At 67.3% G+C, this 20,989-nt stretch carries 18 protein-coding genes and 1 pseudogene; 1 reads left to right on the forward strand and 18 read right to left on the reverse strand.

Features of this window, described 5'->3' with window-relative positions; all coding sequences use genetic code 11:
- Positions 1–62: 62 nt before the first annotated feature.
- The 6 genes from AC3A84_RS00305 to AC3A84_RS00330 all read right to left on the reverse strand — a co-directional run bounded on the left by AC3A84_RS00305 (position 63) and on the right by AC3A84_RS00330 (position 4,966).
- Complete coding sequence (locus AC3A84_RS00305) at positions 63–815, reverse strand: AAA family ATPase (RefSeq protein WP_487967775.1); 753 nt, start codon at positions 813–815, stop codon at positions 63–65.
- A gap of 9 nt (positions 816–824) precedes the next feature.
- A complete protein-coding gene (locus AC3A84_RS00310) occupies positions 825–1,307 on the reverse strand; it encodes an N-acetyltransferase family protein (protein ID WP_487967776.1) in 483 nt (160 codons plus the stop codon).
- 50 nt (positions 1,308–1,357) lie between these two features.
- Positions 1,358–2,149, reverse strand: a complete 792-nt coding sequence (locus AC3A84_RS00315; RefSeq protein ID WP_487967777.1) for an ABC transporter permease — start codon at positions 2,147–2,149, stop codon at positions 1,358–1,360.
- Complete coding sequence (locus AC3A84_RS00320) at positions 2,146–2,970, reverse strand: ABC transporter ATP-binding protein (RefSeq protein WP_487967778.1); 825 nt, start codon at positions 2,968–2,970, stop codon at positions 2,146–2,148. Before AC3A84_RS00320 ends, AC3A84_RS00315 begins: the two co-directional genes overlap by 4 nt.
- Before the next feature lie 118 nt (positions 2,971–3,088).
- Entirely contained in the window at positions 3,089–4,123 is a 1,035-nt protein-coding gene (locus AC3A84_RS00325) for an ABC transporter substrate-binding protein (protein ID WP_487967779.1), read from the reverse strand.
- A gap of 219 nt (positions 4,124–4,342) precedes the next feature.
- Entirely contained in the window at positions 4,343–4,966 is a 624-nt protein-coding gene (locus AC3A84_RS00330; protein WP_487967780.1) for a LysE family translocator, read from the reverse strand.
- 93 nt (positions 4,967–5,059) lie between these two features.
- On the opposite strand from AC3A84_RS00330, the gene AC3A84_RS00335 reads away from it, so the two are divergent.
- A complete protein-coding gene (locus tag AC3A84_RS00335) occupies positions 5,060–5,518 on the forward strand; it encodes an Lrp/AsnC family transcriptional regulator (RefSeq protein WP_487967781.1) in 459 nt (152 codons plus the stop codon).
- 49 nt (positions 5,519–5,567) lie between these two features.
- Here the strand turns inward: AC3A84_RS00335 and AC3A84_RS00340 are convergent, their stop codons facing one another.
- From AC3A84_RS00340 to AC3A84_RS00395, 12 genes and pseudogenes are all read right to left on the reverse strand, one after another.
- Entirely contained in the window at positions 5,568–7,874 is a 2,307-nt protein-coding gene (locus AC3A84_RS00340) for an NADP-dependent malic enzyme (protein ID WP_487967782.1), read from the reverse strand.
- A gap of 180 nt (positions 7,875–8,054) precedes the next feature.
- Positions 8,055–8,234 (reverse strand): annotated as a pseudogene (locus AC3A84_RS00345) (purine permease); the annotation flags it as partial.
- A gap of 14 nt (positions 8,235–8,248) precedes the next feature.
- Entirely contained in the window at positions 8,249–9,004 is a 756-nt protein-coding gene (locus tag AC3A84_RS00350; RefSeq protein WP_487968211.1) for a GntR family transcriptional regulator, read from the reverse strand.
- A 104-nt stretch (positions 9,005–9,108) separates the two neighbouring features.
- Entirely contained in the window at positions 9,109–9,855 is a 747-nt protein-coding gene (locus tag AC3A84_RS00355; protein WP_487967783.1) for an aspartate/glutamate racemase family protein, read from the reverse strand.
- 24 nt (positions 9,856–9,879) lie between these two features.
- Positions 9,880–11,382: an NCS1 family nucleobase:cation symporter-1 gene (locus tag AC3A84_RS00360; RefSeq protein ID WP_487967784.1), complete on the reverse strand. Its 1,503-nt coding sequence runs from the start codon at positions 11,380–11,382 to the stop codon at positions 9,880–9,882.
- A gap of 332 nt (positions 11,383–11,714) precedes the next feature.
- On the reverse strand, positions 11,715–12,404 hold the full coding sequence (locus AC3A84_RS00365) for a GntR family transcriptional regulator (protein WP_487967785.1): 690 nt from the start codon (positions 12,402–12,404) through the stop codon (positions 11,715–11,717).
- Between the two features lie 31 nt (positions 12,405–12,435).
- Positions 12,436–14,268, reverse strand: coding sequence for a methyl-accepting chemotaxis protein (locus AC3A84_RS00370; protein WP_487967786.1), 1,833 nt, complete (start codon positions 14,266–14,268; stop codon positions 12,436–12,438).
- Between the two features lie 162 nt (positions 14,269–14,430).
- The gene (locus tag AC3A84_RS00375) at positions 14,431–15,708 is read right to left on the reverse strand and encodes a C4-dicarboxylate transporter DctA (RefSeq protein WP_487967787.1); all 1,278 of its coding nucleotides are present in this window, start codon (positions 15,706–15,708) and stop codon (positions 14,431–14,433) included.
- 286 nt (positions 15,709–15,994) lie between these two features.
- The gene (ggt, locus tag AC3A84_RS00380; protein WP_487967788.1) at positions 15,995–17,848 is read right to left on the reverse strand and encodes a gamma-glutamyltransferase; all 1,854 of its coding nucleotides are present in this window, start codon (positions 17,846–17,848) and stop codon (positions 15,995–15,997) included.
- A gap of 153 nt (positions 17,849–18,001) precedes the next feature.
- On the reverse strand, positions 18,002–18,124 hold the full coding sequence (gene cydX, locus AC3A84_RS00385; protein ID WP_487967789.1) for a cytochrome bd-I oxidase subunit CydX: 123 nt from the start codon (positions 18,122–18,124) through the stop codon (positions 18,002–18,004).
- 43 nt (positions 18,125–18,167) lie between these two features.
- Positions 18,168–19,322, reverse strand: a complete 1,155-nt coding sequence (cydB, locus tag AC3A84_RS00390; protein ID WP_487967790.1) for a cytochrome d ubiquinol oxidase subunit II — start codon at positions 19,320–19,322, stop codon at positions 18,168–18,170.
- The gene (locus AC3A84_RS00395) at positions 19,319–20,944 is read right to left on the reverse strand and encodes a cytochrome ubiquinol oxidase subunit I (RefSeq protein ID WP_487967791.1); all 1,626 of its coding nucleotides are present in this window, start codon (positions 20,942–20,944) and stop codon (positions 19,319–19,321) included. Before AC3A84_RS00395 ends, cydB begins: the two co-directional genes overlap by 4 nt.
- Positions 20,945–20,989 lie beyond the last annotated feature (45 nt).

Here is a 20,989-nt window from a genome sequence, read left to right on the forward strand (position 1 = left end):
GTGGCTCCGATTGTTGCAGGCCGCAGGCCTGCAGGCTTAGAACGTGAACACGTTCTAAGCCCTCACGCTTCCGGCGCGTCGTCCAGCAACTGCTCCAGCCGCCTCGGGTAGTTGTTCAGAAAGTCGCGCGTCACCTCGAAATGCTCGGTGTCCTCAAAGGCCACTTCGCTCACGCCCGTGCCGTCGAACAGGATGATCTTCGCGTGCGGGTACGACAGCAGGATCGGCGAGTGCGTGGCGATGACGAGCTGCGAGTGGTCCTCGACCAGCTGGTGGATGGCGCACAGCGCCGCCAGCTGGCGGTTGGGCGATAGCGCGGCCTCGGGTTCGTCGAGGAAGTAGATGCCGTCGCCGCGCAGCTTCTGCGTCAGCACGCTCATGAACGATTCGCCGTGCGACTGGGCGTGCAGTTTCCGGTGGCCGTAGCCGTTGTGGCCGGGCATGTCGTCCATGTAGGTCGCCACGTTGAAGAAGCTCTCGGCCCGCAGGAAGTAGCCGTCTTTCGGAATGGGCGCGGCGCGGGCCAGCCGCAGGTCGCCGTGCAGCGGCGAGACGGAAGCTTGCTGGAACGTCGTCTGCAGCCGCACGGATTTTGTGCCGCCTTCCTGCCCGAATCCCAGGCCCACGGCCAGCGCTTCCAGCACGGTGGATTTGCCCGCGCCGTTCTCTCCGACGAAGAAGGTGACGTTGGGATGGAAGTCGATCTGGTCTATTTGCGCGACGGCCGGGATGCTGTAGGGGTAGGTGCTCTCGTCGATGTCGGCGTCGGGCCGGAAGCTGGCGCGCAGCAGGTGGGGTCTTGTGCGGCGGGGCATTTGCGTTCCCTAGGCCTGGGCGCCCAGCGGCTTGACCAGGAACAGCGAGCGGACCTCATAGCCCAGCTCTTCATACACATGCAGCGCATGGGTGTTGAACGCCCAGACGTTCAGACGCACTTCGACGCCTCCCCCCTGCGCCACCCAGTCCTGGGCCCGCTGCATCAATTCCCTGCCGATGCCCCGGCCCCGCTGGCTGGCGGTGATGCCCACGCTGCCCACGCGGCCGAAGCGCATGGGCTTCAGCAGCGTGTGGGATTCCGAGACGATGCTGACGGTGACGAAGCCGACCAGCCCGCCCCGGGACTCGGCGACGAAGGTCGTGGCGTCTTCCCGGCCGATGCTGCTGCGCCAGTGCGCTGCGTCCCGGTGCGGTTCGCCCGGGCCTGCGAAGATGCCGGGAAAGGCCTCGTGGTGGACCGCGTTCACTTCCTCGCCGAGCGCGCAGATCGCGTGGAGGTCGGTTTCGGTGGCTTCGCGGTAGGTGGGCATGCGGAAATTGTAGGGTTGCGCCATGGCGCCGGGCCCGGGCCCGCGCGCCCTCACTCCCCCTGCGATCCCCGCCGTGCCCAGCCGGTGGTGTGCTTTTCCAGCACGCTGAAGAGCTCGTACATCACCATCGCCATGGCGCCCACCACCATCAGGCCCGCGAAGGCCAGGCCCATCTGCATCGACGAGCCCGCGGAGATCAGCAGGTAGCCGATGCCCTCGTTGGCGGCGGTCATCTCGCTCACCGTGGTGCCCACGAACGCGAGCGTGATGGCGACCTTCAGCGAGCCGTAGAAGTAGGGCAGCGAGCGCGGCAGACCGACCTTCATCAGCACGTCCCAGCGCTTGGCGCCCAGCACGCGCAGCACGTCTTCCAGTTCGGGCTCCAGCGTGGCCAGGCCCGTGGCGATGTTCACCATGATCGGGAAGAAGCTGATCAGGAAGGCCGTGAGGATGGCCGGGCCCGCACCGATGCCGAACCACACCACCAGGATGGGCACGAACGCGGCCTTCGGGAGCGCGTTGAACGCGGTCATCAGCGGATAGACGGCCGCATACGCTAGCCGCGAGGAGCCGATCAGAAAGCCCAGCAGCACGCCCACCACGATGGCGATGCCGAAGCCTGCCATGGTCACCCAGAAGGTGCGCCAGGCGTGTCCAGCGATGATCCACTTGAATTCGACCAGCTGGCTCCAGATGGCGCCGGGGCTGGGAAAGATGAATTCCGAGATGCCCAGGCCCGAGCAGATGACCTGCCAGAGCACGATCACGGCGAACAGCAGCACCCAGGGCGACCAGCGCTCGATGCGTCGGCGGTGCGCGGCGTTCTTCATGATGCTCGTCATTGCGTGATCTCCCCGCCGGCCTTGCGCAGCGCCCCGATGTGGCCGCGCAGCTCCAGCACGATGTCGGTGAATTCCTTGGTGTAGGTCAGTTCCAGCTCGCGCGGGCGCGGCAGGTCGATGTCGCGCCTGACGACGAAGCGGCCCGGGCTCTTGCTCATCACATAGACGGTGTCGGCCAGGAACACGCTTTCGCGCAGGTCGTGCGTGACGAGGATGACGTTGAACCGCTGCTCGGCCTGCAGGTCGCGCAGGATGCACCAGAGCTCTTCGCGCGTGAACGCGTCGAGCGCGCCGAAGGGTTCGTCGAGCAGCAGCATCTTGGGCTCATGGATGAGCGCGCGGCAGATGCTCGCGCGCTGCTGCATGCCGCCCGAGAGCTGCCAGGGGAACTGGTCTTCGTAGCCGCCCAGGCCTACCTTCTGCAGCAGGGCGCGGGCGCGGGCCTCGTATTCCTTGCGGCGGGCCTTGAACTGGCTGCGATGGGGCTCCACGATCTCCAGCGGCAGCAGCACGTTGTCCACCGTCGTGCGCCAGGGCAGCAGCGAGGGCGCCTGGAAGGCCATGCCCGAGATCTTCAGCGGTCCGGTGACGGGTTGGCCGTCGATGCGGATCTTGCCGATGGAAGGCATGCGCAGGCCGGTGGCCAGCTTCATGAAGGTGGACTTGCCGCAGCCCGAGGGGCCGACGATGGCGATGAACTCGCCCTGCCGCACCTGCAGGTCGATGGCTTCGACGGCGAAGTGGTTCTGTGCGAGCAGCTCGTCGTTGTAGGCGAGCCAGACATCACGGAAGTCCACGAAATAGGGAGCTTCGGCCTGCATGGGTGTGGTGTAGGGAATATGCCGCCGGCGCAGGTCGATCCAGTGCCTTAAGCTATTGAAATGAGAGCGACCAGCCGCAGCCCCGCGCGGGAGCCAGGCCGGCGCGCCCCAGGCGTCGTTACTTGCGCGGCAGGATGTTCAGCTCGGCGGCCGTCGGCAGGAAGCTGCCGTTCCATACCGTTTCGGGGTTGACCCGTGTCTTGGTGGAGTAGGCGTCCGACACCTGCGAAGCCATCAGCGAAAGCCGCTGCGGCTTGAGCTGGCCGAAGCCTTCGGCGCGGGCGTCTGGGCTGTTGACCACGGTGTCGATGGCCAGTTGCAGGCGGCGCGTCTCGAGCTGCGTGTTGATGATGCCGTCGCGTTCCTTCACATAGGCGATGGCGGCGGCAGGATTGGCGATGACCTCTTTGGCGCCGCGCGTGAAGGCCTTGAGGAAGGCCTTGATGGCTTGCGGGTTCTCCGTGACCAGCTTGGGGTTGACGATGATGACGTTGCCATAGAGCTTCACGCCGAAATCGGCATAGGGCATGACCACCACGTCGCTGGCCTTGGCGCCACGCGCCTCCAGGCTCAGCAGCGAGGTGAAGGTGAAGCCGGTGATGGCATCGACGTCGCCGCGCATCAGCATGGTTTCCCGCAGCGGTGGGTCCATGGCCGTCCACTGCACGGCGCCCACGCCGTTGGCCTTGACGAAGATCGGGAAGGCCCGGCGGCCTGCATCGAACACCGGAGCGCCCAACTTCTTGCCCGTGAGGTCGGCGGGCTTGGCGATCCCGCTCTTCTTGAGTGCCATGACGGCAGCGGGCGTGTTGTTGTAGACCACCATCACCGCGATGGGGCCGTTCTTGGCGTCAGGGTTGTTGGCGTGGAATTCCATCAGCGAGGCCATGTCCGCGAAGCCGATGTCGTAACTGCCCGAGGCCACGCGCTGCACAGCGCTGCCGGAGCCATTGCCGGCATCCACCGTGACGTTGAGGCCTGCATCCTTGAAGTAGCCCTTGGCGGCGGGCAGCAGGAAGAAGGCCGAAGGGCCTTCGAAGCGCCAGTCGAGCTGGAACTTGATGGGCGTCAGCGTCTGGGCGGATGCGGGCAGCGCGAATGCGCTGGCCGTGGCCAGGGCCAGCGCGGCTTGCAGCAGGGAACGTTTCTTCATGCGGGACTCCGTTGGGTCAAGGAAAGCGTGGGCCGTCGCGGGCTACAGGGCGGGCTTCGCGCGCTTGTAGGCCAAGATTTGCAAGATTGATGCCCGCCATTTGTATACAAATTCAAGTCGATGCGGCGTGCGCAAGCAAGGGGCGCCCCGTTGTGGTGCCTGCGCTGGCGCGCGGTGCCCGTCTGCTGTGGCCGCCGCTGCCTCCCGCTTGCGAAGCCCTCATCTTGCCAGCGAGACCAGCTGCCACAGGGCGAAGCCTGTCAGCATCGCTGCGCTGACCCGATGGGTCGCCCGCTGCCAGCGCGGATCGAAGCGTCCACGCAGCCGGCCCACCAGCGCGCTGAGCAGCAGCCACCAGAGCGCCGATCCGGCCAGCACGCCTGCCACCATCATGCCTGGCGATGACACGGCCGAGCGGCCTGCCAGCGCGCCGAAGAGGGCCACGAAGGACAGAATCGTCGCGGGGTTGGACAGGGTCAAGGCCCAGGTGCCGAGAAAGCTGTGCAGTACGCCCTGCGAGGGTGCTGCAGCGGCCGCCTTCGTGCCGGCGGGCGCATGCATCAGCTGCCAGGCCGTCCACAGCAGGAAGCCGGTGCCGCACAGCGTGAGCGGCACGCGCAGGCTGACCAGCGACTGCGTCAGCCAGTGCACGCCATAAGCGCCGATGGCCCCATAGACGGCATCCGCCGCGGCGGCTCCCATCCCGGCGGCCAGGCCGGCGCGCGGCCCTTGGTCCAGGCTGCGCTGGATGACCAGCAGGCCTATGGGGCCAACGGGCACGGCGATCGACAGGCCGATCAGCAGCGACGAAGCGAAGAGGTGCAGAGGCTCGGAAGAATCCATGCCTTTGATCGTAGGCCGCGTGCCGCCGATCCCGAAGCGGATTTTTACGGCATGGCTGGCCTGGCGAAAGAATCTTTATGGACAATCGGCCACATGACCGAAAGCCTGCATCTGGACGACAAGGCCTGGAAGCTGATCGAGGCGCTGCAGGCCGACGGCCGTGCGCCGCTCAAGACCCTGGCCCAGGCCAGCGGCCTGTCGATCGCCGCGACGGCGGAACGCCTCAAGCGGCTGCAGGCCAGCGGCGTGGTGCGCGGCGTGCATGCCGATCTCGACCCCGCCCTGCTGGGTCTGCCGGTGCAGGCCGTCGTCGGCATCACGGTGGCGCAGCCGCACAAGCAGGCCCTGCTGAAGGCGCTGCGTGGCCGCCCCGAGGTGGTGGAGTGCCACCATGTGACCGGTGCCGACTCCTATCTGATGACCGTCGCCGTGGCCGGCATGGCCGCTCTGGAAGACTTTCTCAGCGATATCAACCGCTGGGGCGAGACGCGCACCTCCATCGTCATGTCCACGCCCATTGCGCGGCGTGGCCCGCGCCGGCCTGCCCCATGAAAAACGCCGCGCTGGGCGCGGCGTTTGCAGGGTAGGCGCAGGCGGGTGGTCAGCCGGCCTTGGCTGCCTTGGCGGCGGCTGCATTGGCCGCGGCCAATGCCGTCATGTTGACCACGCGGCGCACGGTGGACGACGGCGTCAGCACATGGGCCGATGCCTTGGCACCCAGCAGGATCGGACCGATGGTCGTGCCGTGGCTGCCGGTGGTCTTGAGCACGTTGAACAGGATGTTCGCGGCGTCCAGGTTGGGGCAGATCAGCACGTTGGCCGCGCCGGTGAGCGTGGACTCGAGCAGCGCGTTCTTGCGCACGCTTTCCGACAGGGCCGTGTCGCCGTGCATTTCGCCGTCGCATTCGATGTGCGGCGCGGCCTGCGCGAAAAGGTCGCGCGCGGCGCGCATCTTGCGGGCCGAGGGGCGCGTGGACGAGCCGTAGTTGGAGTGCGACAGGAAGGCCACCTTGGGCGGCAGGCCGAAGCGCTGCACCTCGTCGGCCGCCATCTGGGCGATGCCGGCCAGCAGCTCGGCGTCGGGCTCTTCGTTGATGTAGGTGTCGGCGATGAACAGCGTGTGCTGGTCGAGCATGAGCGCGTTCACGGTGGCGAAGCCGGGCACGCCTTCCTTCAGGCCGATGACCTGGCGGATGTGGTCCAGATGGCTGTCGAAGCGGCCCACCAGGCCGCACAGCAGCGCGTCGGCATCGCCCAGGTGCACCATCAGCGCGCCGATCAGCGTGTTGGAGCGGCGCACGGCGGCCTTGGCGGTCTCGGGCGTCACGCCGTCGCGGCCCATCAGGCGATGGTAGGCCTCCCAGTACTGGCGGAAGCGCGGATCGTCCTCGGGGTCGCAGATCTCCACGTCGCGGCCCGGCTGGATGCGCAGGCCGGCCTTCTTGATGCGCATCTCGATCACGGCGGGGCGGCCGATCAGGATGGGCTTGGCCAGTCCGTCATCGACGGCCACCTGCGCGGCACGCAGGACGCGGTCGTCCTCGCCCTCGGCATAGGCCACGCGCTGGGGCGCGGCCTTGGCGGCGGCGAACACGGGGCGCATGAACATGCTGGTCTGATAGACGAAGCGGGTCAGGCTCTCGCGGTAGGCGGCGTAGTCCTCGATGGGGCGCGTGGCCACGCCCGATTCCTGCGCGGCCTTGGCGACGGCCGGCGCGATGCGCAGGATCAGGCGCGCATCGAAGGGCGTGGGGATCAGGTAGTCGGGGCCGAACGAGAGTTCCTGGCCGGCGTAGGCGGCGGCCACTTCGTCGCTCATCTCGGCCTTGGCCAGGTCGGCGATCTCGCGCACGCAGGCGAGCTTCATGGCTTCGGTGATCTTCGTGGCGCCGCAATCGAGCGCGCCGCGGAAGATGTAGGGGAAGCACAGCACGTTGTTCACTTGGTTCGGGTAGTCCGAACGGCCGGTGGCGATGATGCAGTCGGGGCGGATGGCCTTGGCGAGTTCGGGGCGGATCTCGGGCTCGGGGTTGGCCAGCGCCAGGATGATGGGCTTGTCGGCCATGGTTTTGACCATGTCGGCCGTCAGCACGCCGGGGGCGGAGCAGCCCAGGAACACGTCGGCGCCGTTCACCACGTCGGCCAGGGTGCGGGCCTCGGTCTTCTGCGCGTAGCGGGCCTTGGATTCGTCCAGCGGGCCGCGGCCTTCGTAGATCACGCCCTTGGAGTCCACCACGTAGATGTTCTCGCGCTTGACCCCCAGGCCCACCATCACGTCCAGGCAGGCGATGGCGGCGGCGCCGGCGCCGGAGACGGCCACCTTCACGGCGCCGATGTCCTTGCCGACCAGTTCCAGGCCGTTGAGCAGCGCGGCGCTGGAGATGATGGCTGTGCCGTGCTGGTCGTCATGGAACACCGGGATGTTCATGCGCTTGGAGAGCTCGCGCTCGATGTAGAAGCACTCGGGCGCCTTGATGTCTTCGAGGTTGATGCCGCCCAGCGTGGGCTCCAGCGCGGCCACGATGTCGATGATCTTGTCCGGGTCGCGCTCGGCCAGCTCGATGTCGAACACATCGACGCCGGCGAACTTCTTGAACAGGCAGCCCTTGCCTTCCATCACCGGCTTGCCGGCCAGCGGGCCGATGTCGCCCAGGCCCAGCACGGCGGTGCCGTTGGTGATCACGCCCACCAGATTGCCGCGCGAGGTGTAGTCGAAGGCGAGGGACGGGTCGGCCTGGATGTCCAGGCACGGGTAGGCCACGCCGGGCGAATAGGCCAGCGACAGGTCGCGCTGGTTGGACAGGGGCTTGGTCGGCGTCACGGCGATCTTGCCGCGCACGGGGCTGCGGTGGTATTCGAGCGCGGCTTCGCGCAGGGCCGCTTCGGCGGCGGAGAGTTGTTTTGTCATACGGTGTACCGAGAAAAAGCGAGGTGCGGAAAGGCTTTGCCCGTCGAGCTTAACGCCGTGCCGGCGCGGCGCCGGCGATGTCACATGCGTTTTGTGCATGACCTGCCGGCGCAGCGGGCGATGGGGGCCTTCGGTGAGAGGGCCCCCGGTGCGTTGGCTCGCTCAAGGTGCGGGCCGGCGTCAGTGCGCGCCGGCCTGCCGGGCAGCGTCCACGGCCGCGGAGGTGTCGCGGCGGGCGCCATTGAAGAAGACATTCAGGAGCACGGCGGTGATCGAGGCCAGCAGAATACCGGATTGCCGCATCCCCTTGCGGAAGCGGGGCGCTACGCCCACGCCGATGGCGACGGCCAGGATGGTCGCGCCTGGCGGATCGGTCAGGCCAGCAGCGCTTTGACCAGATCGAGCTGCCGGTCGGCCCGCTCGGAGTCGAGATCCAGGCTGGTTTCGATGCGTGCCAGGTGTTCCACCATGCATTGGACGGCCGCATCCGCATCGCCGCTGCGGCAGATGCGCAGGAAGTCGGCGTGCTCGTCCGATGCGCAGTGCGCGTCGTTGGACGAGTGGTAGAGCATGGCGATGAGCGAGCAGCGCGCCACCAGATCGCGCACCAGCTGCGCCAGGGTCTTGTTGCCGACCATCTCGGCCAGCGCGACGTGGAAGTCGCCGAGCAGCTGTTCCTGCACATGGCCGACTGCGGTGCCGCCCTTGAGCGTGGCACGCTCGAAATGGATGTGCTGCTCCAGCCGCTGGTAGTCGGCGCGCTTGCCGCGGGCGACGAAGAGGCGCACCACCTCGCTTTCCAGGATGCGGCGCACGGCGAACACCTCGCGCGCCTCCTGCACGCTGGGGCGGCTCACGAACGAGCCTTTGTCGGGGATGGTCTCGATGAGCCGGTCCTTGGCCAGCATGACCAGCGCGGCGCGGATCTTGGTACGGCTGACCGAATAGACCCGGCCCAGCGCCTCCTCGCGCAGCCAGGTGCCGGGCGGCAGGCGCTTTTCCACGATGGCGGTGGCGAGGTCGCGGGCGATGCTTTCGATGGAGGCCTGCGCCGGCTCGCCCGTGCCTTCGGCGGCGGGCGGGGCTTCTGCGGGCGGAGCGGCGCTGCGGGCCGCGCGCTTTCTGGGTATCGCAGGCGCCGGAGCGGCAGCGGTGGCGTTGGCGGGGGGCTGAGGGGCGGGGCGGGCGCGTGGCATAGCGCGATTATTGTGGTTCCGGGCCGCGCGCCGCGGTTTCAGCCCTGCGCTGCGTTCAGCGTGAAGCCGGCCAATGCGCCAGTCATGGCCTTGGGCAACGGCGGGGCCAGCTCGCCGTGCTTGCTGGTGGACAGGCGCAGCGTCACCATCGATTCGACCAGGGTGGTGGCGGCTGCCACGCCGTCGATCACCGGCACGCCTAGCACGCCGCTGATGTGCTCGCACAGGTCGGCCATGCCGGCGCAGCCCAGCACGATGGTGTCGCAGCCGTCCTCGGCCAGGGCGCGGCGGCATTCGTCCGTGATGCGCTCGCGGGCGTTCGAGCCGGGCACTTCCAGCTCCAGCACCGGCAATTCGCAGGTGCGCACGTTGGCGCAGAAGCGCTCCATGCCGTAGATCTCGGCCAGGTGCCAGGCCTGGCCCCTGGTGCGGCCCAGCGTGGTGACCACCGAAAACCGCGAGCCCACCATGCTGGCCAGATGCATGGCCGCTTCGGCGATGCCCACCACCGGACCGCGTGCCAGCTCCCGCGCGGCCTTCAGGCCGGGGTCGCCGAAGCAGGCGATCACGTAGCCATCCGCACCTTCGGCCTCGCCCCGGGCGATCTCCTGCAGCAGGCCAGGCACGGCCAGTGCCTCGTCGTAATGGCTTTCGATGGAGGCCGGACCCATGGCGGGGCTCACGGCGATGACCTCGGTGCCCGGCCGCGCCACGGCGCGCGCGCAGGCCCCGATTTTCTCGGTCATGCTCCAGGTGGTGTTGGGATTGATGATCTTGATACGCATGGGCGCTGCACGCTCCTTCTCGGGTTAGTTTTTCTTGCGGTTCAGTGCCAGGTAGATGACCAGGCCCAGGCCCATGCCGATGAACCAGGCATAGCTGGCCACGCCGCGCCAGCTGGGCACGATCACGCACAGGATGGGCACGAGCGCTGCGGGCACCATGGTCATCACGGCGCGCGGGTTGTAGCCGCCCTGGTACCAGTAGCGACCTTCGGGCTTCATGGTGTAGAGGTCATCCACGTCCACCTGCTGGCGGCGCACGAAGTAGTAGTCGGCGATCAGGATGCCGAACAGCGGACCGATGAATGAGCCCAGGATGTCCAGCGTGTAGTGGATGACCTCCGGGTTGTTGTAGAGGTTCCAGGGCGTGATGAAGATCGAGCCCACGGCGGCGATCATGCCGCCCGTGCGCCAGCTGATGTGCTGGGGCGCGACGTTGGAGAAGTCGAACGCCGGCGAGACGAAGTTGGCCACGATGTTGATGCCCACGGTGGCGATCATGAAGGTGAGCGCGCCCAGCACCACGGCGGTGGTGGAGTCGATGCGGCCCACGGTGTGGACGGGATCGGTGATGAGTTCGCCGAACACGGGCAGCGTGGCGGCCGTGGTGATGACGGTCAGCAGCGAGAAGAAAACGAAGTTGACGGGAAGACCCCAGAAGTTGCCCCTCTTCACCGCCTCGAAGCTTTTCCCGTAGCGCGAGAAGTCGCCGAAGTTGAGCATGGGGCCGCTGAAGTAGCTCACCACCAGCGCGATGGCCGAGAGCATCACGGGCACCGCGTCCCAGCCCTGGAAGCGCACGCCGCCCAGATTCAGGTCGATGTTCTTCCAGCCGGCCTTCCAGACCAGCCAGCCGCAGAGAATGGCCATCACCACATACACGCCCGGGCCGGCCCAGTCGATGAAGCGGCGGATGGCTTCCATGCCGTGCCAGAACACCAGGGCCTGCAGCACCCACATGACCATGAACGAGACCCAGCCCAGCGTGGACAGGCCCGCGAAGCCGTGCCGCGTGACATCGGCATAGGCATCGAGCGACGGGTAGAAATGCAGTGCCAGGATCATGAAGGCGCTGGAAGCCAGATAGGTCTGGATGCCGTACCAGGCCACCGCGATCAGCCCGCGGATGATGGCCGGGATATTCGCGCCCAGCACGCCAAAAGAGGCGCGGCAGATCACGGGGTAGGGCACGCCCGTCACCTGGCTTGGCTTGGCCACCAGGTTGCAGAAGAACTGCACGATCACGATGCCGATCAGCAGTGCCGCCAGCACGTGCCAGCTCGACAGCCCGAGCGCGAACAGGCTGCCGGCCGTGACGTATCCGCCCACGCTATGTACGTCGGACATCCAGAACGCGAAGATGTTGTACTGGCCCCAGGTCTGCGTCCTCAGCGGGGCGAGGTCTTCATTGGTCAGGCGCGGGTCGTATCCCGGCTTGATGAGTGCATTGCCGGAGTGCGGCGACGCGCTGTTCGAGGCGTTGGACACCGGCGCAGGCGTGGCGCTGGCAGTACTGATCACAGTGGACATGGCTTCTCCTGGTGCATGGTTTGGGGCCGGCGGGTGTTTTTGCACTCGTTTAATGCATCCATGTTTGTATACAAATTAGCCGGGCGTTCCAAGGCACTGGATCGGTGTAATGCCTGGGAGTTACCCGCTTGCCGGCGGAGTGAGCAAAATGCATGCGCGGGATGGCCGGGTGGTTTGCACCCCTTGGGCCAGGGCAAGGCCCTGGGGTGCGGGCGCCGGCTGCCGCGGATGCGCCCGGCTGGCCGGCGAGGGTGGAATGCCGGATCTGGCAGGCCCCGCAGCGGCGCGGTCGGAAAAGGGCAGGATCTGTGTGGCCCGGGCCAGGACGTGCGTCAGCTGTCGCGCGCGGCAGCCGGCAGCGGCGCCAGCGATTCCCGCAGCCGGTCGCGCACCCGCGGCTGCGCGGGGTTCAAGGCGTTTTCCACTTGGCCGATGTGCGCCAGCATGCGCTCGCGCGCAAGGGCTGTGTCGCCGGCCTCCAGGGCTTCGACGATGGAGCCATGGTCCGCGCAGGATTCGCTGGCGTCGTGCTGCGACTGGTAGAGGGACGCGGCCAGCGTGGTGCGGGCCGTGAGGTCGCGCAGGATGCCGCAGAGACTGCGGTGGCCCATGGCATCGGCCAGGCATACGTGGAAATCCGCCAACAAGAAGGCGCGGGTCGCGGCGTCGGCGCCTTCGATGGCCTGGCGCTCCTCGTCGATGTGCGCGCGCAGGCGCTTCACCACGGCGCGCTGCAGCGGCAGGCCGGCTTCGGCGAGGATGCCCGACTCGATGATGCGTCGCGCGGAGAAGGCGTCGCGCGCATCGTCCACCGAAGGCTCCACCACATACCAGCCGCGCCGCGGCCGCACCTCGACAAAGCCGCGTGCCTGCAACTGCATCAGCGCCTCGCGCACCAGCGTGCGGCTGACCTTGAACAGATCGGCCAGATCCTGCTCGCCCAGCCGTTCGCCGGGCGCAAGTTTCTGGGCCAGGATGGACTCGACGACTTGGCGGGCGATTTGTAGCGGGCTGATGGTCATGAGGCGATTGTGGGGCCGGGGCTGCTCCTTCTCAGAGCGTCAATGCCGCCAGCTGCGACCCGGGTGGGTTCTTGTCGAGCTGGAAGGTCCCCACGATGCGTGCCAGGCTGTGGGCCTGGTCGTTGAGCACGGCTGACGCTGCGGTGGACTCCTTGACCAGGGCGGCATTCTGCTGCGTGGCGCGGTCCATCTCGGCGACGGCCTGGTTGATCTGGCCGATGCCGCTGCTCTGCTCATTCATGGTGGCGTTGATCTCCCCGATGATCTGCTCGACCTGCTGAATGTCCCGCACGATCTCGCCCATGGTCTTGCCAGCTGCCTGCACGCGCTGCGTTCCGGTGGACACGCTGGCGCCCGACGCGTCGATCAGCGTCTTGATCTCCTTGGCTGCGGTGGCGCTGCGGTGCGCCAGGCTGCGCACTTCGCTGGCCACCACAGCGAAGCCTCGGCCGTTCTCGCCCGCACGGGCGGCTTCGACGGCGGCGTTGAGCGCCAGGATGTTGGTCTGGAAGGCGATGGAGTCGATGACGCCGATGATTTCGCCGATCCTGGCCGACGCTGCGGTGATCTCGTCCATGGTCGCCACGGCGCTGGCCACCACCTCGCCGCCGCGCGCGGCCGTGACGCTGGCAGACTGCGCCAGGCGCGTGGCCTGCGCGGCCGCGTCCGCCGACTGCCGCACCGTCCCGGTGAGCTCCGATAGCGAGGCGGAGGTTTCCTGCAGCGCACTGGCCGAGCCCTCCGTTCGGTTGGACAGATCCTGGTTGCCTGCGCGGATCTCATCGGTGGCGGTCTTGATGGAATCGACGCCCCGGCGAACGTCGTGCAGCACGGCGCCGATCTTGTCCACGAAGGTGTTGAACGACGCGGAGATCTGCGCGACCTCGTCCTTGCCGTGGACCGGCAGGCGGTGGGTCAGGTCGCCGTTGCCCGAGCCGACTTGGTCCATGGCGTCGCGCACTTCGGACAGGCGGCGGAACGACGCGGAGGTGAGCGCCGCCCCGATGCCGGCAGCGGACAGGGCCAGCAGAACGATGGCGATGATCAAGGTGTGCAGCACTTTGCCCAGGCCTGCCGTGGCTTCGGCCCGGTCCAGTGCCACCACCAGGATCCAGTCGGTGCCCTGGATGGGTTGCCCCTTGAGCAGTTTGGCAGCGCCGTCCAGGTCGATCTCCAGCGGCTGGCTCGATGGGGTCAGCGATGCCAGAGTGGCGGGCGTGAGCAGCGGGGAGATGTCGGCGGACGGCTTGAGCACGAGCTTGGTGTCGGCGTGGGCCAGGATCTGGCCGGCGGCGTTGACCACGAAGCCGAAGCTCTTGGGCGTGGGCCGGATGGCCGATACCACCTCGCGCACGCCGTCCAGCGGCACGGCGCCGCTCAGCACGCCTTCGAGCTGGCCGTCGCGCAGCATGGGCGCCACGAAGGCCACGTAGGGAACTCCGGTGGTCGAGTCGCCGTAGGGCTTGGTGACGGTGAGCTTGCCGGCCTCGGCGCCGGTCTTGTACCAGGGGCGAGCCGTGGGGTCGTAGCCCGCAGGGGTGGATGTGGTGGACAGGAAGGTCTTGTCCTTCCAGCCCACGGTGGCGACTGGAAAGCCGTTGGCCTTGCCCATCAGCGCCACGAAGCCCTGCGGGTCTCCGTACTGCACGGCTGCGGCGGTGGCCTTCACGGCGCCGCCCTTCGCATCCACCCAGTTGTCCACGGCCATGGCGTTGCCTGCGGCCACTGCGTTCAGGTCCTGCTCGATGGTCTCGAACGTATTGGTGCGGGTGATGTGGTAAGTGGCCGCGCCCGTGATGGCCAGTGCGCAGACCACCGTGGCGGTGGTGATGAAGAGGATGCGGGAGCGCAGTGTGTGCAGCATGGAATACCTTGTTGATGCTGGCGAAAGGCGTCGTCTATTAGAGGCGATGCATGTGTCAATAAGTATCTTTTTCAGCGAGGGATACCCATTGTGTTTTTGCGCCGTGTCCGGGTGGGCCTTGCCTGCGCGTAGCGCCGGCCTGGCCGCGAAGCGGCGTGTGCCTCAGGCAATGGGTGGGACGTTCTCGGCGTTCAGCACGGCGTGGGCGCGTTCGTGGTCGATGTCGCCCTCCCAGGCCGCGATGGCGACCGTGGCCACGCAGTTGCCGATCAGGTTGCCCAGGGCACGCGCGATGCCCATGAACCAGTCCACCGACAGCACCAGCACCAGGCCGATGGCCGGGATGGCCGGCACCGCGTGCAGCGTGGCGGCCAGCACCACGATGGCCGAGCCTGGCACGCCGTGCGCGCCCTTGGAGGTGACCAGCGAGATCGCCAGGATGGTCAGCAGGTCGGCCATGCCGATGGGCGTGTTGGTGGCCTGGGCGATGAACACGGCGGCCAGCGTGATGTAGATGGAGAAGGCGTCGAGGTTGAACGAGTAGCCGGTGGGAATCACCAGGCCCACGGTCGAATCGCGGATGCCCATGTTCTTGAGCTTGGCCATGACCTGCGGCAGTACGCTGTCGGACGAGGTGGTGGCGAACACCACCGCCAGCTCTTCTCGCAGATAGCGCAGCAGCTTGAACAGGCTGAAGCCCGACACCCGCATGATCAGGCCCAGCACCACGGTCACGAACACGATGACGGCGACGTAGAAGAGTCCCACCAGCATGCCCAGCTGTTTGAGCGAGCCGATGCCGTACTTGCCCACGGTGAACGCGATGGCACCCAGCACGCCCAGCGGCGCCAGCCGGATGAGCAGACCCATGATCTTGAACAGCACCAGCGAGAGCTCCTCGATCAGTCCCGCCACGCGCGCGCCTCGCTCGCCCAGCAGCGACAGCGCCACGCCGAAGACCACGGAGAAGAGGAGCACCTGCAGCACGTCGCCCGAGGAGAAGGCGCTGATGGCCGTGGTCGGGATGAGCTTGAGGATGAAGTCGCTGAAGCCGCCGCTCGCCAGCTTGTCGGCGTTGGAGGAATAGGCGTTCAACGCCGACCCATCCAGCAAGCGCGGGTCCACGTTCATGCCAACGCCGGGCTCAAAGAGGAAGGCCAGGCCCAGGCCCAGCATCAGCGCGATGGTGGTGACCACCTCGAAATAGATCAGCGCCTTGACGCCCACCCGGCCCACCCGCCGCAGATCGCCCGTGCCGGCGATGCCGTGCACCACCACGCAGAAGACGATCAGCGGGATGAGCATCTTGATGAGCTTGATGAAGCCATCGCCCAGCGGTTTGAGCGCGACGGCCTTGTCGGGCCAGAGCAGGCCCAGCACCACGCCGGCAATCAGCGCCAGGACGACCTGGCCGAAGAGGGATCGGAAAAGACGGGACATCAAACAGCTCCAGACGCCTACAAGACTTGTATGCAAGAACTGTAGGCAATTGTTATGCCCGTGGCGTTCGGGGAAACCGGTGGTGCTATTTTTTTAATAGCTGAAGGTCCTTTGCGATATTGGGGCTGAGCCGCTTTCTGATGAAATTTCTTGGCGGTCCGCTGCCCGGGATTGGCACCGTGCTCCTGCTGCCGCTGCGCACTACCGGGGTGCGATCGGAAAGAAAAAAGCCGCCCGAGGGCGGCTTGCGTGATGCAGGGTGGTGCAGACGTGCTGGCGGATAGCTTCAGTACCCGAGCGTCTTGCCGTCGGGGTTGCGCGGGTCCGAATAGCCGTACAGCGCGCCGCCGCGCAGCTGGATGGTCTGGGTGCGGCCCATGGTGGGCTTGACCACCACGTGGTGCCCGCGGGCCTTGAGCAGCGCGATGGTGTCGGGCGAGAGGCCCTTTTCCACGCGCAGCTCGTCCGGCGTCCACTGGTGGTGCACGCGCGGCACGCTCGCGGCCTCGGCCGGGTTCATGCCGAAGTCGATCACGTTCACCACGGTCTGCAGCACGGCGGTGATGATGCGTGCGCCGCCGGGGCTGCCCGTCACCAGCACGGGTTGGCCGTCTTTCAGCACCATGGTGGGCGTCATGGACGACAGCGGGCGCTTGGCCGGGGCGACCGCGTTGGCATCGCCGCCCACCAGTCCGTAGGCGTTGGCCACGCCGGGCTTGGCCGAGAAGTCGTCCATCTCGTTGTTGAGCATGATGCCCGTGCCGCGCGCGACGATGCCGCTGCCGAAGTTGGTGTTGAGCGTGTAGGTCACGGCCACGGCGTTGCCGGCCTTGTCCACCACCGAGTAGTGCGTGGTCTGGTCGCTCTCATACGGCTGGGGCTGGCCCGGCTTGATGCTCTTGGCCGAACGCGCGGCGTTCGGGTCGATGGTCTTGAGCAACTGCGCGGCGTAGGCCTTGGAGGTCAGGCCCTTGAGCGGGATCTTCACGAAGTCCGGATCGCCCAGGTATTCGGAGCGGTCGGCATAGGCCAGCTTCATGCTCTCGGCCAGGTAGTGGAGGGTCTGCGCGCTGTTGGAGCCCCACTGGGCGAGTGGCAGCGGCTCCAGCATGTTCAGGATCTGCACCAGGTGCGGCCCGCCGGAAGAGGGCGGCGGCATGGTGACGATCTCGTAGCCACGGTACGTGCCGGTGGTGGGGGCGCGTTCGATCACCTTGTAGTTGCGCAGGTCGGCGAGCGTGACGGCGCCGGCATGCGGCGCGGTCTCGGCGGCGATCTTCTGCGCGATCGCGCCCTGGTAGAAGGCGCGTGCGCCCTGCTGGCCGATCAGGCGGATGGAGGCGGCCAGATCTTTCTGCACCAGCGTGTCGCCAGCCTTGAGCGGCTCTCCGTTCTTCCAGAAGATGGCGCGCGTGGCGGGCCACTGGCCCATGTTCTTCTTTTCCTGCTGCAGGATCTTGGCCAGCGTCTCGCTGACCGGGAAGCCCTTGGCCGCGAGCGCGGCGGCGGGTGCCACCACCTGGGCCAGCGGCAGGGTGCCCCAGTGCTTGAGCGCGTGTTCCATGCCTGCCACCGTGCCGGGCACGCCGATGGCGTAGTGCGTGTAGAGCGACTTGCCGTCCACCACCTTGCCGTTCGCGTCCAGGTACATGTCGCGCGAGGCGCCTGCAGGGGCCATCTCGCGGAAGTCGAGGGCGATGTTCTTGCCGGTCCTGGCGTCGTGCACGACCATGAAGCCGCCGCCGCCCAGGTTGCCTGCATTGGGCAGCGCCACGGCCAGCGCGAAGCCGATGCCCACGGCCGCGTCCACTGCGTTGCCGCCGGACTTGAGGATGTCCAGGCCGATCCGGGAGGCCAGTTCCTGCTCGGTCGCCACCATGCCGTTGCGGGCGACGACCGGGTGGAAGATGTCCATGTCGAAGTCGTAGGCCGCGCTGGCCGCCTGGGCTGCAGCGGTTTGCTGCGCCGCCGGGGCGGGCGCTGCGGCGGCCGGCTCCGCCCCGGGCATGGCGGAATGCTGGGGTGCGGCGACGGAGGCCGCCGGCTGCGCGGTGGCATCGCGCTGCGGCGTACCGCAGGCGGTCAGGCCGGCCAGGGCCAGCGCAAGGCTGGTGGCCAGCAGCGTGTGGCGAAGTTGCATGGGGTGGATCTCCTCTCTGTGTCTATGGTGGGCGGTCCCGAGAGGAGTGTAGGCAATGCCGGACCAGCCCCTCGCGCGCAGCGCGTCCTGGCCGGGCTGGTCCGCAGCGTTGCCTTCAGGTGCCGGGGGAGGCCCCACCCATCGGCTAAGCCTTCAGCGCCGCGCGGCGGGCTGGCGCTTGCGCGCCTCGTCGTCCATCAGCTCGTACCACATTGCGTTCAGCACGGCGAAGGCCGCTGCCAGCGGGAGGCCGAGAAGCCAGGCGAAGTACCACATGGTTGTTTCCTTTCGATCGGTGTAGTGAGGCGCAAGGCCGTGTTCAGTAGGCGTGGTCGCCATGGGTGATGTCGTGGGTGCGCACCTTGCCCCACATCACGCGGTACACCCAGGTGGTGTAGGCCAGGATGAGGGGCACGAAGACCACGGCGCAGACCAGCATGATGAAGAGCGTCAGGTGGCTGGAGGAGGCATCCCACACCATGAGCGCCGAGCGCAGGTCGATCGAGGAGGGCACGATGAACGGGAACATCGAAGCCCCCACGCTCAGCACGATGCCCGCCACCGAAAGGCCGCTGAAGATCACCGTGATGCCTTCCCAGCGGGCGCGCAGCCCGAGCAGCGCCAGCAGCGCACCGGCAAAGCCGAGCACGGGCGCCAGCATCGTCCAGGGATGGTTCAGGTAGTTGGTGAACCAGCCGCCCGCCACGCCCGAGGCCACGGTCTTGGCCAGCGGGTTGGACGGGCCGTTGGCTACATGGGCGCTGACGAGCTCGTAGCCGCCCACGACCTTCCAGAGCAGCACGCCAGCCAGCGCGTAAAGCACGATGGTGGCGAGCGAGGCGGCTGTGGCGAAGCTGCGCGAGCGTTCGGCCACGGCGCCTTCGGTCTTGAGCGCCAGCCAGGCGCCGCCGTGCATGGCCAGCATGGCGACGGAAACCAGCCCGGCCAGCAGGGCGAACGGGTTCAGCAGGCCGAAGAAGCTGCCTTCATAGACCATGCGCATGTCGTTCGTGAAGCGGAAGGGCACCCCCTGCAGCACGTTGCCCAAGGCCACGCCGAAGATCAGCGCAGGCACGAAACCGCCGATGAAGAGCGCCCAGTCCCAGGTGCCGCGCCATGCGGCGCTCTCGTGCTTGCTGCGGTACTTGAAGCCCACGGGCCGCAGGATGAGCGCGAACAGGGTGGCGAACATCGCCAGATAAAAGCCCGAGAACGACATGGCATAGATGTGCGGCCAGGCGGCGAAGATGGCGCCGCCGCCCAGGATCAGCCAGACCTGGTTGCCTTCCCACACGGGGCCCACCGTGTTGATGACGACGCGCCGTTCCACGTCGTTGCGGGCCACGAAGGGCAGCAGCGTGCCCACGCCCAGGTCGAACCCGTCGGTGACGGCGAAGCCCACCAGCAGCACGCCCAGCAGCAGCCACCAGATGACGCGCAGCGTGTCGTAGTCGAGAAGGGTGTGAAGAATCATGCTGCGTCTCCGGCAGGTTCAAAGGTGGTGGGTTGCGAGGTGCCCGGGGGCACGGCGCCGATCAGCGGCGCCGCGGCCCCGTGCGAGAGCGGCGTCTCGGGATCGGGACCCTTGCGGATGGCCTTGAGCATCAGCTTCATCTCCACCACGATCAACACGGTGTAGATGGCAGCGAAGCCCAGCAGTGTGAACAGCACGGTGCCGGCGCCCAGTTCAGAGACGGCCACGGCCGTGGGCAGGACGCCTTCCACCGCCCAGGGCTGGCGGCCCAGTTCGGCCACGATCCAGCCGCATTCGGCGGCGATCCAGGGCAGGGGTATGGACCACACGGCCAGCTTCAGCAGCCAGGGGTAGGCATCGAGCCGGCGGCGTGCCGACAGCCAGAAGAAGACCGCGTTGAGTGCGATGAAGAAGAGGCCCAGGCCCACCATCACCCGGAACGACCAGTAGAGCGGCGCGACCTGCGGCACCGTGTCCCAGGCGGCCTGGGCGATCTGCGCCTCCGTGGCCTGGCGCGGGTCATCCACGTAGCGCTTGAGCAGCAGCGCGTAGCCCAGCCGGTGGCCGTGCAGCTCGAACACCATGCGCGCATGGTTGGGGATGGCCGCGTCGGAGCCGGCGGCGCGGATCTGCTGCAGCGCGTCGTAGGCCTGGATGCCGTCGCGGATATAGCCCTCGGACTGCTTGACCAGGTCGTTGATGCCCGGGATCTGCGTATCGAGCGAGCGGGTGCCGATCAGGCCCATGACCCAGGGGATATGCACGGCATAGTGCGTGGCGCGGGCTTGCTGGTCCGGCCAGCCGATGGCGGTGAACGAGGCCGGGGCGGGCTCGGTGTCCCACATGGCTTCGATGGCCGCGAGCTTCATCTTCTGGTGCGCGCTGGTCGCGTAGCCGCTCTCGTCGCCCAGCACCACCACCGACAGCGCGGCGGCCAGGCCGAACGATGCGGCCACCGTCATCGAGCGCTTGGCCAGCTCGACATGCCGGCCCTTGAGCAGATACCAGGCCGACACGCCCAGCACGAAGAGCGCCGCAATGGTGTAGCCGGCCGACACCGTGTGGACGAACTTGGCCTGCGCCACCGGGTTGAACAGCACGTCATAGAAGCTGTCCACCTCCATGCGCAGGGTCTGCGGGTTGAGCTTGGCGCCCACGGGGTTCTGCATCCAGCCGTTGGCGATCAGAATCCACAGCGCAGAGAAGTTGGTGCCCAGCGCCACCAGCCAGGTCACCACGCAGTGCGCCACCTTGGACATGCGTTCCCAGCCGAAGAAGAACATGCCGACGAAGGTGGCCTCCAGGAAGAAGGCCATCAGCCCTTCGATGGCCAGCGGCGCCCCGAAGATGTCGCCCACATAGTGGCTGTAGTAGCTCCAGTTCATGCCGAACTGGAACTCCATCACGAGGCCGGTCGAGACGCCCAGCGCGAAGTTGATGCCGAACAGCACGCCCCAGAACTTGGTCATCTGGCGCCAGACGGTGCGGCCGGTCATCACATAGACCGTCTCCATGATGGCCAGCAGCACAGCCAGCCCGATGGTGAGCGGCACGAAGAGAAAGTGGTAGAGCGCGGTCATCGCGAACTGCAGCCGCGATAAGCCGACGACGTCGAGGTCCATGGTGGAAATCCTTTCTGGAGGGAACGAGCGAAAAAGAGGGAGTGC

The sequence above is a fragment of the Paracidovorax sp. genome, from assembly GCF_057642795.1.

Excerpts from the sequence above, each read along its gene's own strand:
- AC3A84_RS00305 (WP_487967775.1), bottom strand. The coding sequence starts at position 815 with ATGCCCCGCCGCACAAGACCCCACCTGCTGCGCGCCAGCTTCCGGCCC.
- AC3A84_RS00310 (WP_487967776.1), bottom strand. The coding sequence starts at position 1,307 with ATGCCCACCTACCGCGAAGCCACCGAAACCGACCTCCACGCGATCTGC.
- AC3A84_RS00315 (WP_487967777.1), bottom strand. The coding sequence starts at position 2,149 with ATGACGAGCATCATGAAGAACGCCGCGCACCGCCGACGCATCGAGCGC.
- AC3A84_RS00320 (WP_487967778.1), bottom strand. The coding sequence starts at position 2,970 with ATGCAGGCCGAAGCTCCCTATTTCGTGGACTTCCGTGATGTCTGGCTC.
- AC3A84_RS00325 (WP_487967779.1), bottom strand. The coding sequence starts at position 4,123 with ATGAAGAAACGTTCCCTGCTGCAAGCCGCGCTGGCCCTGGCCACGGCC.
- AC3A84_RS00330 (WP_487967780.1), bottom strand. The coding sequence starts at position 4,966 with ATGGATTCTTCCGAGCCTCTGCACCTCTTCGCTTCGTCGCTGCTGATC.
- AC3A84_RS00335 (WP_487967781.1), top strand. The coding sequence starts at position 5,060 with ATGACCGAAAGCCTGCATCTGGACGACAAGGCCTGGAAGCTGATCGAG.
- AC3A84_RS00340 (WP_487967782.1), bottom strand. The coding sequence starts at position 7,874 with ATGACAAAACAACTCTCCGCCGCCGAAGCGGCCCTGCGCGAAGCCGCG.
- AC3A84_RS00355 (WP_487967783.1), bottom strand. The coding sequence starts at position 9,855 with ATGCGTATCAAGATCATCAATCCCAACACCACCTGGAGCATGACCGAG.
- AC3A84_RS00360 (WP_487967784.1), bottom strand. The coding sequence starts at position 11,382 with ATGTCCACTGTGATCAGTACTGCCAGCGCCACGCCTGCGCCGGTGTCC.
- AC3A84_RS00365 (WP_487967785.1), bottom strand. The coding sequence starts at position 12,404 with ATGACCATCAGCCCGCTACAAATCGCCCGCCAAGTCGTCGAGTCCATC.
- AC3A84_RS00370 (WP_487967786.1), bottom strand. The coding sequence starts at position 14,268 with ATGCTGCACACACTGCGCTCCCGCATCCTCTTCATCACCACCGCCACG.
- AC3A84_RS00375 (WP_487967787.1), bottom strand. The coding sequence starts at position 15,708 with ATGTCCCGTCTTTTCCGATCCCTCTTCGGCCAGGTCGTCCTGGCGCTG.
- ggt (WP_487967788.1), bottom strand. The coding sequence starts at position 17,848 with ATGCAACTTCGCCACACGCTGCTGGCCACCAGCCTTGCGCTGGCCCTG.
- cydX (WP_487967789.1), bottom strand. The coding sequence starts at position 18,124 with ATGTGGTACTTCGCCTGGCTTCTCGGCCTCCCGCTGGCAGCGGCCTTC.
- cydB (WP_487967790.1), bottom strand. The coding sequence starts at position 19,322 with ATGATTCTTCACACCCTTCTCGACTACGACACGCTGCGCGTCATCTGG.
- AC3A84_RS00395 (WP_487967791.1), bottom strand. The coding sequence starts at position 20,944 with ATGGACCTCGACGTCGTCGGCTTATCGCGGCTGCAGTTCGCGATGACC.